Raw genomic sequence first — 13,700 nt, 5'->3', positions numbered from 1 at the left:
GGAATTTGTGATGAGTGAACTGATTCAACTGGAAAAACGCGGCCACATTGCGGTATTGACCATCGCCAATCCGCCGGCCAACACCTGGACGGCCGATTCCCTCGCCGCGCTGAAGGCGACCGTGGAAGAGCTCAACGCCGACCGGAACATCTTCGCGCTGGTGGTGACTGGCCAGGGGGAAAAGTTCTTCTCCGCCGGTGCTGACCTGAAAACCTTCGCCGACGGCGACCGGGCTCGCGCCAACGACATGGCGCAACGATTCGGTGAAGCGTTCGCAGCGCTGACGGCGTTCCGTGGCGTATCGATTGCCGCCGTAAACGGTTATGCCATGGGTGGTGGCCTGGAATGTGCCATGGCCTGTGATATCCGGATTGCGGAAGAGCATGCCCAGATGGCTCTGCCGGAGGCCAGCGTTGGCCTGCTGCCCTGTGCCGGCGGCACCCAGAACCTGCCCTGGCTGGTGGGTGAGGGTTGGGCCAAACGCATGATTCTGTGTGGTGAACGGGTAACCGCCGCCAAGGCCCTGGAAATCCGGTTGGTGGAAGAAGTGGTGCCCACCGGCAACGGCCTGGAAGCCGCCCTGAAACTGGCGGAAGGTGCCTGTAAGCAGAGCCCTTCGTCCATCGCCCGCTGCAAGCAGTTGGTGATGAGCGCCCGCGACGGTCGCAGCCACAGCGACGGCTGGCGCATGGAGCGTGAACTGTTCGTGGAGCTGTTCCATACCGAAGACCAGAAAGAAGGCGTGAATGCGTTTCTGGAGAAGCGCAAGCCCGACTGGAAAAACCGATAACCCGGATTCGCTATGAGTGATCAACCAATCGTATTTGAAGAATGGAAAACCGCTGATGGTGAGCTGATTGCCGTGGCACGGCTGAACACGCCGCGCAATCTCAACTCACTGTCGATGGATATGATCAGCCTGCTCAAGCCCCAGCTCAGCCGCTGGGCCGAGGATCCCAAGGTTCAGGCTGTCTGGCTGGAAGCCGAGGGTGACAAAGCCTTCTGCGCGGGCGGCGATATCGTCTCGCTGTACCGGGCCATGACCGAGCCGGGCAAGCTGGCGGAGGGCGAGCGCTTCTTTAACGAGGAATATGAGCTGGATTACCAGATCCACACCTACCCGAAGCCCATCGTTTGCTGGGGCAACGGCATCGTGATGGGTGGCGGTATTGGTCTGATGGTGGGTGCTTCTCACCGGGTGGTGACCGAGCACTCGAAGCTCGCCATGCCGGAAGTCAGCATCGGCCTGTACCCGGATATCGGTGCCGGCTGGTTCCTGAACCGCATGCCCATGCGCACGGGCCTGTTTCTGGGACTGACCGGTGCCCGCATGAACGGCGCCGATGCGCTGTTCGTGAACATGGCCGACCGGTTTATCTCCCATGGCCTGAAAGACCAGGTTGTGGATGCCCTGAAAGCGGCGGATTGGCAACGAACGGATGCGCAGGCGGTGGTGAGCGCAGTGCTGCGGCAGTTTGAACAGCAGAGCCGTGAAGCCTTACCCGCGTCTCCCGTACGTGAGCATTTTGAAGACATCCAGCAGGCCACCGATGCCGATTCTCTGGAGCAGGTGGTGGCGCAACTGAACGAGCTGGGGGCTCGGGAAGATTGGCTCGGCAAATCAGTGAAGGGGCTGAAGGCCGCGTCTCCGACCTCCCTGGCCCTGATGTGGCAGCACTACCACCGCAGCCGCCTGCACAGCCTGAAAGAGGTGCTCGACAACGAGTTGGTGATGTCCCACAACAGCCTGAAGAAAGGTGAATTTGCCGAGGGCATACGGGCATTGCTGATCGACAAGGATATGCAGCCCCGCTGGCGCTATGCCTCACTCAGTGAAGTGGACAGCGCCTGGGTTAACGGATTTTTCAGCCAGTAGTCTGCCTTTGTGCAGCGACGACCCGTACAACAACAAGGAGAAGCAACATGGCCAAGATTACCTTTATCGGCCTGGGCAACATGGGTGCGCCAATGGCGGCCAACCTGCTCAAGGCCGGCCACGACGTTACCGTGTTCGATTTGTCCAAGCCAGCAGTTGAGGCCCTGGTGGCCGAAGGTGCCCGCACGGCGGATTCCGGCAAAGCCGCCGCCGAGGGCGCAGAATGCGTGATCACCATGCTGCCGGCCGGCAAGCATGTGGAGGCGGTCTACCTGGGTGACGATGGCCTGCTGGCTGTATTGCCAGCCGACACGCTGGTGATCGATTCTTCCACGATTGCCCCGGAAACGGCCCGCAACGTCGCCGAACAGGCGGCTGAGCGAAAGCTTGCGTTTATCGATGCCCCGGTATCCGGAGGTGTGGGTGGTGCCAAAGCCGGCACGCTCACTTTCATCTGTGGCGGCGACGCGAGTACCTTCGAGAAAGCCAAGCCGATTCTGGAAGGCATGGGTAAGAATATCTTCCACGCCGGCCCCCATGGTGCCGGGCAGGTGGCCAAGATCTGCAACAACATGCTTTTGGCGATCCTGATGGCCGGCACCAGCGAAACCCTGGCCCTGGGTGCCAAAAATGGCCTGGACCCTGCCGTACTCTCGGAGATCATGAAACAAAGCTCTGGCGGTAACTGGGCACTGAATGTCTATAACCCCTGGCCGGGGGTGATGGAGGGTGTGCCAGCCTCCCGCGATTATCAGGGCGGTTTCCTGGTGAACCTGATGGCGAAGGATCTTGGCCTGGCGTTCGACAACGCGGTGGCCAACCAGGCGTCGATTCCGATGGGCTCCCTGGCCCGAAACCTGTTCCAGCTGCATGCCGGGCAGGGCAACGGAGAGCTGGATTTCTCCAGCATTCTGCGGCTGTACAAACCGGAGTAAGCAGGGGAGGGCGATGGCAGGTCGCCCTTTCTTTTTAGCCTAAAGTTTACCTTTACGTAAAGTGAAGGCTGTGCTAAACCTGACTAAATCTTGTGCAACCAACAACGACAACAAATGGAGTGTACGATGAGCCTACCGCACTACAACGAGGTATATGACAACTTTGATGCGGCCGCACTGGAAGCGGAAATCCTGGACGGGCGCCTGGACAGTGGCCTGAACGTCTGCCACGAAATCTGTGATAAATGGGCTTCCGACCCGCACAAGGTTGCGCTGTTTTACGAGAAAGTGGGTGGTGGTGATGGCGTGCTTACCTTTGCTGAACTGAAAGCAGCCTCTGCCCGCTTCGCTAACTATCTGAAATCCCTTGGTGTGGCCAAGGGGGATCGGGTGGCTGGTCTGCTGCCACGGGGCCCGGAATTGCTGATCGTGATTGCCGGCACCTTGCGCCTGGGTGCGGTTTACCAGCCGCTGTTTACCGCGTTTGGCTCCGGGGCCATTGAATACCGCCTGGAAAAAGCCGGCACCAAACTGGTGGTCACCGATCCGGACAACTATCCCAAGCTCAATGACGTCAACAACTGCCCGCCGGTGTTGTGCGTGAACGCCGCCGCCACGGGCGAGGACGTTGCAGACTTCCAGCAGGTGCTGGACCAACAGTCAGACCAGTGTGAGCCGGTGATGATCACCGGGAGCGATCCGTTCCTGCAGATGTTCACCTCCGGTACTGTCGGTAAAGCGAAAGGCGTGGCCGTGCCCGCCAAAGCCCTGTTGGCATTCTATGTGTACATGAAGTACGCCATTGAACTGCGCGACGACGATGTGTTCTGGAATGTGGCTGACCCCGGCTGGGCCTATGGTCTGTACTACGCCGTTACGGGCCCGCTGTTGATGGGCCACGCCACGCATTTCAACCCCAACCCGTTCACCCCCGAATCCACCTACGACATGATCCGCAAGTACAAGATCACCAACCTGGCGGCGGCGCCCACGGCGTATCGGCTGTTGAAGGCGAACGATCAGGTCTTGCCGGAAGCGGAGAACCTGGGGCTGCGGGTGTGCAGCAGTGCGGGTGAACCGCTGAACCCGGAAGTGGTCAACTGGATTGCCCGCCGGCACTTCTGCCCGGTCAAGGATCATTATGGCCAGACAGAAACCGGTATGACCTGCTGCAACTTCCATGGCCTGGAGCACACCATTCGCCAGGGCTCCATGGGGTACTCATCGCCCGGGCATCGCGTGGTGGCGTTGAACGAGAAAAACGAAGAGGTGGGGGCCGGCGAGATTGGCCAGCTGGCGGTGGATATCAAAGCCTCGCCACTGTTCCATTTCGATGGTTACACCTGGGGTGAGAAAGACCCGTTCGTGAACGGCTACTACCTGACCGGTGACATGGTGATCTGCCATGGCGATGGCGGCTATTCTTTCAGTGGCCGGGACGACGACATCATCACCACTGCAGGCTACCGCGTGGGGCCGGCCGATGTCGAAAGTACCTTGCTGGAACACGCCGCTGTTGCCGAATCTGGTGTCGTGGCCAAGCCCGATGAAAAGCGCGGCTCGATCATCAAAGCCTATGTTGTGATCAAAGCTGGCCAGGAGCCGGTGGACGACCAGGCGCTCAAGGAGGAGTTGCAGGAACTGGTTCGCCGTCGCCTGTCCACCCATGCCTATCCGCGCGAGATCGAATTCGTGGATGAACTGCCGAAAACGCCCAGTGGCAAGATCCAGCGCTTCGTGCTGCGCAACCGGGCCCAGGACGAGGTGCCGGCATGAAAGTGACCTTCGAGGAGCTGAAAGACTTCCTCGAGGTTCAGTTCCCCCAGGGGGCCGCATACGGCTCCCTGGAGGCACTGGGTGACGGCTGGGCGGAAATGACCCTGGCCGTGGAGGATGATCACCTGCGCCCGGGCGGGACCGTATCCGGGCCTGCGATGATGGCGCTGGCGGATGTCACCATGTATGCAGCCTTGCTCAGCCGGATTGGCCTGGTGCCGTTGGCGGTGACGACGAACCTGAACATCAACTTCCTTCGCAAGCCGGTGGCACATGCGCCGATACGGGCACGGGCGACCCTGTTGAAGGTGGGGCGCACCATGGGCGTGGGCGAGGTTTTCGTCTATTCCGATGGCATGGAAGACCCGGTGGCACACTCCACCATGACCTATTCCATACCGCCCGAGAAATATCAAAATTAGTTCTTGACGTTTACGTGCACGTAAATCTAATCTGTGTGCTAGTTGCGAAATACAACAATAACAAAAGGTGAAGTGGCTCATGAGTGAACAGTACGTTCTCGAGACCCGTAACCTGGTCAAGGAATTCAAGGGGTTTGTCGCCGTTAACGACGTCAACCTCCAGATCCGTCAGGGGGATATCCACGCCCTGATCGGCCCCAACGGTGCCGGCAAGACCACCGTATTCAACCTGTTGACCAAGTTCCTGATTCCCACCCGCGGGCAGATTCTGTACCGCGGCGAAGACATCACTCCCCTGAAATCCGCCGCCATTGCCCGTAAAGGCATTGTTCGCTCCTTCCAGATCTCTGCCGTGTTTCCCCACATGACCGCGCTGGAAAACATTCGCGTGGCCCTGCAAACCGCAGAGGGCTCCTCCTACAGCTTCTGGAAATCCGGCAACTCCCTGCACAAGCTCAACGAGCGCTGCATGGAGCTGTTGGAGTCCGTCGGCCTGGCCGAGTTCGCCAATACCACCACGGTAGAGCTGGCGTATGGCCGCAAACGGGCGCTGGAGCTGGCCACCACCCTGGCCATGGAACCCCAGCTGTTGCTACTGGATGAACCCACCCAGGGCATGGGCTCGGAAGACGTTGACCGCGTAGTGGAACTGGTGCGCAAGGCCGCCCAGGGCCGCACGGTACTGATGGTGGAGCACAACCTGAGCGTGGTCAGCAAGCTGTGCGACCGCATCACCGTGCTCGCCCAGGGTGCAGTATTGACTGAAGGCGATTACCAGACGGTCTCCGCCGACCCGCGTGTGCGCGAGGTGTATATGGGCAGTGATGGCAGCGGCGAGCGGGGGTCACAGGCCACCACCAGCGAAAACGTGGAGGCGGCCCAATGAGCAAGAATCCGGACCGCGAATACGAGCAGCTGCGCATTTCCGGCCTGCACGCATTCTATGGCGAATCCCACATTCTGCACGGCATCGACATGGTGGTTCAGCGGGGCGAGCTGGTCACACTGCTCGGCCGAAATGGCGCCGGGCGCAGCACCACGCTGAAAGCCATCATGAACATGGTGGGCCGGCGCACCGGCTCCATCATGATCAACGGCGAAGAAACCATGCAGTGCGCGCCACACCACATTGCCAGGTTGGGTGTCGGGTATTGCCCCGAGCATCGGGGCATTTTTTCCTCCCTCAGCGTGCAGGAAAACCTCACCCTGCCGCCGGTGGTGCGCAGCGGTGGCATGAGCCTGGAAGAAATCTACACCATGTTCCCCAACCTCTATGAACGCCGCTTCAGCCAGGGCACCAAGCTCTCTGGTGGCGAACAACAGATGCTGGCCATGGCCCGCATTCTGCGCACCGGCGCCAACATGCTGTTGCTGGATGAAATCACCGAAGGCCTGGCCCCGGTGATCGTGGAGAAACTGGGGGAAGTCCTGATAGCTCTGAAGAACAAGGGCCTGACCATTGTTCTGGTGGAGCAGAATTTCCACTTTGCCGCGCCGTTGGCCGACCGACATTACGTGGTGGAACACGGCCAGATTGTGGAAGAAATCAGCGCCAACGAACTGAGTGCCAAACAGTCGGTGCTGGATGGCTATTTGGGGGTCTGACCCCGGATAGAACGAGAGTAATAAAAGCAACAACAACCCGAACCAACGCAAGACAGTAGCGGAGAAACAACAATGACAATGATGAAAAAGCTTCTGACCTCAGCCGTTGCATCAGCTCTGATGGCCAGTGGTGCCCAGGCGGCGATCTCGGATAACACCGTGAAAATTGGCTACCTGGCCGATATGTCCGGTACCTATCGGGACCTGGCCGGCCCCAATGGCCTGACCGCCCTGGAAATGGCGATCAAGGATTTTGGCGGCACCGTCAATGGTGCCAAGATTGAAGTGGTAAGTGCTGACGACCGCAACAGCCCGGATACCTCCTCCAGCACCGTTCGCCGCTGGGTGGAAAACGACAAGGTGGATCTGGTGGCCGGTATGGTGGCTTCCTCGGTGTCCATCGCCGTGAGCAAGATCCTGGAAGAGAACGACCGGCTGGGCATCATTTCCGGTTCGGCGGCTTCCAGCATCACTAACGAACACTGCACACCCAACCACATTCACTATGTGTACGACACCTATCCGCTGGCTAATGGTACAGCCAGTGCAGTGGTGAAGGAAGGCGGCAAGACCTGGTATCTGCTGACCGCCGACTACGCCTTCGGCCACGCCCTGGAAGCCGATGTTACCCGCGTGGTTGAGGCCAACGGCGGCGAGATTGTGGGCAGCGTGCGCCATCCGTTCCCGACCCAGGATTTCTCTTCGTTCATCCTCCAGGCCCAGGCCTCGGGAGCGGATGTGGTCGGCCTGGCGAATGCCGGTGCGGACACCACCAACGCCATCACCACCGCCAGTGAGTTCGGGGTAACCCAGGCGGGCCAGACACTGGCGGCGTTGCTGTTGTTCCTTACCGACGTCCATGCCCTCGGTGCGGAAACCGCGCAAGGCATCCAGCTGACGACCGGCTGGTACTGGGACATGAACGACGAAACCCGCGAGTGGTCTGATCGCTTCATGAAAGAAACCGGCGTACGCCCGACCATGGTTCATGCCGGCATTTACTCCAGCACCATGCAATACCTGAATGCGGTGGCCGCCACCGGCTCGGATGATGCCCAGACAGTGCGCAAACAGATGATGGATACACCCATCAACGACATGTTTGCCAAGAACGGCAAAATCCGGGTAGACGGCCGTATGGTGCATGACATGTACCTGGCGGAAGTGAAAACCCCGGCTGAGTCCAAGAATGAATGGGATCTGTACAAGATCCTGCGGACGATTCCGGCGGATGAAGCCTACCGCCCGCTCTCTGAGAGCAAGTGCAAGCTGGTGAACTAAGCAACGGGGAATTACCCGGTGCCCGGTCTCCAAGCGCGACCGGCGCCGGGTACCCGCCCGGACGAACACCCCAACAAAAACAACGTCTGCGCTGCTTGTGGAGTTAGCAACATGACCATGATTTTCGGCGTCCCCCTTGCTGTGCTGTCTGGCCAGCTGCTGATCGGGATTATCAACGGCGCCTTCTACGCCCTGTTAAGCCTTGGCCTCGCGGTTATCTTCGGTCTGCTGAAGATCATCAACTTCGCCCATGGCGCCATGTACATGCTCGGTGCCCTGGTCACCGTGGTTCTGTTTGACCTGCTGGGCGTCAATTACTGGGTCGCGCTCTTCGTCGCTCCCGTACTGGTTGGCGCTTTCGGTATGCTCATCGAATACTTCCTGCTCCGGCGCATTGCCGGCCAGGATCATATCTACAGCCTGCTCCTCACCTTCGGGGTGGCCCTGATCATCCAGGGCGTGCTCACCAATATCTACGGCGTGTCCGGGCTACGCTATTCCATGCCGGATATGTTCAAAGGCGGTATCAACCTCGGCTTCATGTTCCTGCCGTACTACCGGGCCTGGGTGATCGTGGTGGCTCTGCTGGTGTGTTTTGGCACCTGGTTCATCATCGAGAAAACCAAACTGGGCTCCTACCTCCGGGCAGGCACAGAAGACTCACAGCTCATGCAGGGCTTCGGCATTAACGTACCCTTGCTGGTGAGCCTGACCTACGGATTCGGCGTCATGCTGGCGGCTTTCGCCGGTGTGCTGGCGGCACCCATTTATTCGGTAACTCCGGTGATGGGGTCCAACATTCTCATCGTGGTCTTTGCGGTGGTGGTGATCGGGGGCATGGGCTCCATTGGCGGGGCCATAATCACGGGCATCCTGATGGGCGTGATCGAAGGCCTCACCAAAACGTTTTACCCGCCAGCGTCCTCGGCCGTTATCTTCCTGGTGATGGTCCTGGTGCTGATGATTCGACCCACCGGCCTGTTCGGTAAGGAGGCATAATCATGAACCAGCCTGTTAATCCTGCCGATATCCACAAGGCCATTGTCGAGCAGCAAAAGATCCAGGACCGCAAGAAACTGATGGTGAACGGCGTGCTGCTGCTGTTGCTGCTGGCCGCGCCCTTCGTGATGTACCCGGTCTTCCTGATGAAGATCTTGTGTTTTGCCTTGTTTGCGGTGGCCTTTAACCTGCTGTTCGGGTTTACCGGCCTGCTGTCCTTCGGCCATGCCGCTTTCCTGGCCACCGGAGGTTACACCACGGGCTACCTGCTCAGTAACTTCTCCGGCCTGACCACCGAGATGGGCATCATTGCCGGTACCGCCATGGCCACCTTGTTAGGACTGGCCTTTGCGTTATTGTCGATCCGCCGGCAAGGCATCTACTTTGCCATGGTGACCCTGGCGCTGGCACAGCTGGTGTTCTTCTTCTTTGTGCAGTCGGAATTCACCGGCGGCGAAGACGGCATGCACGGTATCCCCCGGGGCGAGCTGTTTGGTCTGATTAACCTCGAAGACAACCTCAACATGTACTACTTCGTGCTGGTGGTGTTTATCGCCTGTTACCTGCTGGTGCAGCGCATTGTCAGCAGCCCGTACGGGCAGATCCTGAAAGCCATCAAGCAGAACGAACCGCGGGCGGTCTCGCTGGGTTACAACGTGGATCGCTACAAGATCCTGGCCTTTGTGATCTCCGCCGCGCTGGCGGGCCTGGCCGGCTCCATGAAATCCGTGGTGTTCCAGCTGGCGTCTCTCAATGATGCCCACTGGCATATGTCGGGCGAGGTCATCCTGATGACCCTGGTGGGCGGCATGGGTACGCTGCTTGGGCCGGTGGTGGGCGCCACCTTTGTGGTGAACATTGAATACCAGCTGTCCCAGGGGCCGCTGCGCGACTGGGTAGACCCGATCCTCGGCGGCATCTTTGTGCTGACGGTACTGGCCTTCCGCAGCGGGATTGTGGGCGAGCTGCAGAAATTTATGCGCAAGAACCTGGGATGAGTTACGGGGGCGGCAGCCCCCAGTCCTGTTCGGCCAACGCCTGCGCGATAGCGCGGTAGCCCTTGTCGCTCGGGTGGTAGCCGTCCCGGGCGAGCAGGGCAGGGTCTGACACCGTGGGGTAACCCAGATACCGGAAATCGTCCGGGTTCCTTGCCGCAAGCACCTGATACACCCTGTCCAACTGCCGCGCCCGCCATCCCATAACCTGGCGCAGGGGTGCCGGCAAGGCCGAGAATTTGTCCATGGGCGGCACGCTGAGCAACGTAATGGGCGCCTGATACCGGGTTGCCAGGGTTTCGCGGAGCTGAATCAGTTGCCGGCGAAACCGGAACCGTGGGGTGAAACCGGTAGTGTCGTTTACCCCCATGCTCAGTAATACCGCATCTGCCGGTGGCAAGTCGGCAGTGCCCAGCGCATCAAGCAGGGCACCCAGCCGAATACCATTCACCCCAAAGGTAGACCAGCCAATACAGAGCCCGGTGCGTTGATGTAACTGCAACGCCAACTGGCTTGCCAGACCCTGGGCGTGGTTTTCAACCCCCACGCCCGCCGCAGTGGACTCGCCCAGTACCAGTAACCGGAAAACGGGCTCTCCCTCGCCGTACTGGCCTGCGCAATCCCCAGTGGCCTCTGGCAGCCGTGGCGTCACCCGCCGGGTGCGCTTGCCCTGATAGAGCAACACCGGAAACAGCAAAGCCGTAGTCAGCCAGAAAGGCGCGTGCATAAAGGAGTCTCTTTCAGCGAGGGTAAAGCCCAAGTATTGCAGGATTCCCCCATGCCAAACCAGCCAGAAACAACATAAAGCCCGGAATTATACGAACGCGTTCGCAAAACTCCGGGCAGGTACCGGGAAATGTTGCTAACCTTCTGATAAGTTTGAAAAGGAATATCGGGGCGTGCGGAGTTATACGCCCCCAATCTGGAGCAGGGGTGGCTCAAACACGAGCGTATAACTCCGGCGGTAGCCGTGGTGGATTCAGGTAATCTGCTGATTTTATTGGCGAAGCTGGGGCTTTTGAGAGCCGCGTTTTTTGGAGTTATACGAATGCGTGTTATACGAACGCGTTCGTATAATTAGCTGTTATATGCTAATCCAAGGGTCGTATAAATGGGTAAAATATTAAAATCTTCTGCTCTAATCTTTTTGTTCACCTCAACTGTTGGGTGTGCATTAAGCAGCGACATTCACAAAAAGACTTGTACCAGTGATTGGTATTCGCAAGTGGAAAAGCAAGTGACAACTGGAGACGGCAGAGGGCATGGGCCGGATTTGGGCTCTGGCGAATGGCGATCAGTAGTAGAGTTTAAGCTCGGAATTCGCGGCAATCCGGACGTACCGCCAAAGAATACGGATCAATGGTGTGATTATATTAATAGGAACTATATCAAATAGCGCACATAACAATGCGCTCAAATACGCTCCGCACCTGCGGGGCTGCGCCGGACACAAAAAACCGTGGTTCGTTTCACTCTACCACAGCCTTTTGTGCCGTTTAGCTTAGCGTTAATTGGTAAAGCTATGGAACCTGTCATTCAGGAAGAACCAACCGGTTGCGGTATTGCTGCAAGTGCCGCTCTCGCCGGTGTCAGTTACGCGGAGGCCAAACAAAAGGCAAACGCGCTGGGCATTTATGCGGCAGACACAACGCTTTGGTCAGAAACAGAACATGTTCGGACACTACTTCGTGAATTTGGCATCACCGTTTCGCCCAAAGAAACACCATTCAAAGCATGGGAAAGTCTACCGGATAAAGCGTTGTTGGCTATCAAATGGCACACCGAGCAAGGTAACCCATTCTGGCATTGGGTTGTTTTTATCAGGGAGCATGGCGAAGCAAAGGTGTTGGATTCCAAGAAAGCACTGAAATCCAACACTCGTACAGATTTCGGGCGTATCAAACCGAAGTGGTACATTGAAGTATCCAATTAACAAGTCGCAGCAGTACGCGGCCGATGGCCGCCGGACGCCCTTTACGTGGCTCCTTCGTCGCCACTCCAAGGTCGCCGCTGTGCTTCGGCGTTAGCTTTAAAGGGAAAATTTATAATAAGGCGATAAGTCGATGATGAAAAAAGCATGGATCATGATTCCCTTTTTTATAATTTCGTTTGGCTCCTCACATGGATACTCGTATGAGCTTGATAGTTATCTGCGAGACCTAATGAATAGGGATTACACAGGTTGGTTCTCTCCGAAACCGTTTAGAAGCACTTATGATATTAAGAAGGACCTTGGATCAATCATGAAAGCTGCAGCGGGATGCGGCCACGCCAGGAAACGATATTTTGAGAGAGGTGCCGAAAGCTCTAAAGGTGAGAGCTATTGCGAGGACGTCGAAGATTTCAAAGGGAAATTTTTCCCACGATTAAAGATGACCGATAAATCCTTCGTGACCAAAGAAGTGGAGTCAATGCTCTACCGCTTTTACCATTACGACATGATGGACTAAACAGCTAACCAGAGCAGGCACAGCGACGCCCACTACATTTCGCCTTTGGCTTCATTTCGTGGGCGCGCATGCTGCAAGCGTTCATCCGACCCTCGCTTCGCTCGGGCAGATGAACATACATCGTTATTGGCCTGGGCCGTCCTCTTTTTTTGCGGGCTCAGTGCAAGGGCCTTGGCATCGGGCTTGGCTGCAAAGCCGCCTGTGTTGGTGATGGCCAAGGCCGGAAAAGTGGCTGTCCGGGTTGGTTGCCAACATCACACGCAGCATAGTTATTCATGGCGTGCCCCAGTCGCGGGGCCGTCCAGTTCAAATGGTAATCGGGTTGGTGCGGTTTGCGTTCTGGTTCCTTTCGCCATCCGCCTGGCTGGTGCAAGGTGTTCGGGAGAGGGCATGCAGCGTTGAGTGCCAAGGCAGACCTTGGTGGTGACCGGCCACTAACCAGGCGGTCAACCGGACGCCAAAAGCTTACAGCTTTTGGTTCCCTCCGCTGGCGCTCCGGCGCCGGTTACCTTCGCGTTAAATTTAAGGAAGCCTATGCAAGACACTGGATCTGGATTCGTCAGCACTCTGGAGTCGCTTGCCCAATCTTTCCTAGTTGCTTCGGTGCTTTGGATGATGTTTCTGGTTGTGGCCTGGCCCTTTGTTACAGTGTCCAGACTGGTTTTTTACATCGGTTCCTTCGGATCTGTTAAGCCAACTTATCGACAGGCCTTAGAGCATCAGGGAATCGTTGGTTTGGCTTTTCTCATTTTTGTGCCCCTTCTTTTCTATGTGCACATCGTTCATGGGGCCCGGCTCTATGGCAATCAGTCAGACTGAATTTAACAAAGCCAGGCACGGCGACGCCTACTACATTGCGGCTTCGCCTCCATTTCGCAGCCGCGCATGCTGGCGGCGTTAACCACACTGGCAATCTGGAGAGCCGTGCATTGTGGAAGTTTGATCCAGTCATCAGGGATGCTAGCTATTATCGTCGGCGCTGGTCGTTCATTAATAGTTTGTTCAGTTTTGTGTTCCTGGTTGCCGGTACGGTGGCATTCTATTTCGACAATGTGACGCTACCAGGGCGCACAGGACTCGCTGAGTTCTCGGGTAAGTGGGCCCACGGGGTAGGGGTGGCTTCCTTTTTTGTTGCTGCCTATTGGACTTATCAGTCGCTAAAGGAGTATCGAGTCTCTTTGCTCATACTCATGGCCCCGTTTTTAGCTGCGGCGACGGTGTCTGAGGTGGACCCAATCAGTTGGACAACCTGATGGTGTCCCTAAGCTATGATCCGGTTGTTTCCCTGGCTCAGGCTGCCAGAGATATGGGTTGCCCGTAGTACACCTCATCGGGCGTTTGGTAATCAAGGGTTTGGTGAT

At 57.6% G+C, this 13,700-nt stretch carries 14 protein-coding genes; 13 read left to right on the top strand and 1 reads right to left on the bottom strand.

The window, feature by feature from the left end; genetic code table 11:
• The first annotated feature begins 10 nt into the window (after positions 1–10).
• From JIF53_RS00690 to JIF53_RS00645, 10 genes are all read left to right on the top strand, one after another.
• Entirely contained in the window at positions 11–790 is a 780-nt protein-coding gene (locus tag JIF53_RS00690; protein ID WP_199451596.1) for an enoyl-CoA hydratase, read from the top strand.
• A 12-nt stretch (positions 791–802) separates the two neighbouring features.
• The gene (locus tag JIF53_RS00685; RefSeq protein WP_199451595.1) at positions 803–1,876 is read left to right on the top strand and encodes an enoyl-CoA hydratase/isomerase family protein; all 1,074 of its coding nucleotides are present in this window, start codon (positions 803–805) and stop codon (positions 1,874–1,876) included.
• Positions 1,877–1,923: 47 nt separating this feature from the next.
• Positions 1,924–2,811 (top strand): 3-hydroxyisobutyrate dehydrogenase, encoded by an 888-nt coding sequence (gene mmsB, locus JIF53_RS00680; RefSeq protein WP_199451594.1) that lies wholly within the window; start codon positions 1,924–1,926, stop codon positions 2,809–2,811.
• A 126-nt stretch (positions 2,812–2,937) separates the two neighbouring features.
• Positions 2,938–4,587, top strand: coding sequence for an AMP-binding protein (locus JIF53_RS00675; RefSeq protein ID WP_199451593.1), 1,650 nt, complete (start codon positions 2,938–2,940; stop codon positions 4,585–4,587).
• Complete coding sequence (locus JIF53_RS00670) at positions 4,584–5,009, top strand: PaaI family thioesterase (RefSeq protein ID WP_022993499.1); 426 nt, start codon at positions 4,584–4,586, stop codon at positions 5,007–5,009. The genes JIF53_RS00675 and JIF53_RS00670 overlap by 4 nt, the downstream gene beginning before the upstream one ends.
• A 79-nt stretch (positions 5,010–5,088) precedes the next feature.
• On the top strand, positions 5,089–5,895 hold the full coding sequence (locus tag JIF53_RS00665; protein ID WP_023012164.1) for an ABC transporter ATP-binding protein: 807 nt from the start codon (positions 5,089–5,091) through the stop codon (positions 5,893–5,895).
• The gene (locus tag JIF53_RS00660) at positions 5,892–6,614 is read left to right on the top strand and encodes an ABC transporter ATP-binding protein (RefSeq protein ID WP_014420871.1); all 723 of its coding nucleotides are present in this window, start codon (positions 5,892–5,894) and stop codon (positions 6,612–6,614) included. Before JIF53_RS00665 ends, JIF53_RS00660 begins: the two co-directional genes overlap by 4 nt.
• 72 nt (positions 6,615–6,686) lie before the next feature.
• Positions 6,687–7,895, top strand: coding sequence for an ABC transporter substrate-binding protein (locus tag JIF53_RS00655; protein ID WP_014420872.1), 1,209 nt, complete (start codon positions 6,687–6,689; stop codon positions 7,893–7,895).
• 111 nt (positions 7,896–8,006) lie between these two features.
• Entirely contained in the window at positions 8,007–8,894 is an 888-nt protein-coding gene (locus tag JIF53_RS00650) for a branched-chain amino acid ABC transporter permease (RefSeq protein WP_014420873.1), read from the top strand.
• A gap of 2 nt (positions 8,895–8,896) precedes the next feature.
• Entirely contained in the window at positions 8,897–9,892 is a 996-nt protein-coding gene (locus JIF53_RS00645) for a branched-chain amino acid ABC transporter permease (RefSeq protein WP_199451592.1), read from the top strand.
• A 1-nt stretch (position 9,893) separates the two neighbouring features.
• On the opposite strand, the gene JIF53_RS00640 is transcribed toward JIF53_RS00645, so the two are convergent.
• Positions 9,894–10,616, bottom strand: a complete 723-nt coding sequence (locus tag JIF53_RS00640) for an SGNH/GDSL hydrolase family protein (RefSeq protein ID WP_199451591.1) — start codon at positions 10,614–10,616, stop codon at positions 9,894–9,896.
• Between the two features lie 732 nt (positions 10,617–11,348).
• On the opposite strand from JIF53_RS00640, the gene JIF53_RS00635 reads away from it, so the two are divergent.
• The 3 genes from JIF53_RS00635 (at position 11,349) to JIF53_RS00625 (ending at position 13,592) form a co-directional block, all read left to right on the top strand.
• On the top strand, positions 11,349–11,822 hold the full coding sequence (locus JIF53_RS00635) for a hypothetical protein (RefSeq protein ID WP_323127131.1): 474 nt from the start codon (positions 11,349–11,351) through the stop codon (positions 11,820–11,822).
• A 310-nt stretch (positions 11,823–12,132) separates the two neighbouring features.
• On the top strand, positions 12,133–12,339 hold the full coding sequence (locus tag JIF53_RS00630) for a hypothetical protein (protein WP_199451590.1): 207 nt from the start codon (positions 12,133–12,135) through the stop codon (positions 12,337–12,339).
• Between the two features lie 929 nt (positions 12,340–13,268).
• On the top strand, positions 13,269–13,592 hold the full coding sequence (locus JIF53_RS00625) for a hypothetical protein (protein WP_199451589.1): 324 nt from the start codon (positions 13,269–13,271) through the stop codon (positions 13,590–13,592).
• The last annotated feature ends 108 nt before the right edge of the window (positions 13,593–13,700 follow it).

The organism is Marinobacter sp. bablab_jr008, assembly GCF_016464145.1.
GTDB classification, from domain to species: domain Bacteria; phylum Pseudomonadota; class Gammaproteobacteria; order Pseudomonadales; family Oleiphilaceae; genus Marinobacter; species Marinobacter nauticus.
This window is presented reverse-complemented; position numbering and strand designations above follow the sequence as displayed.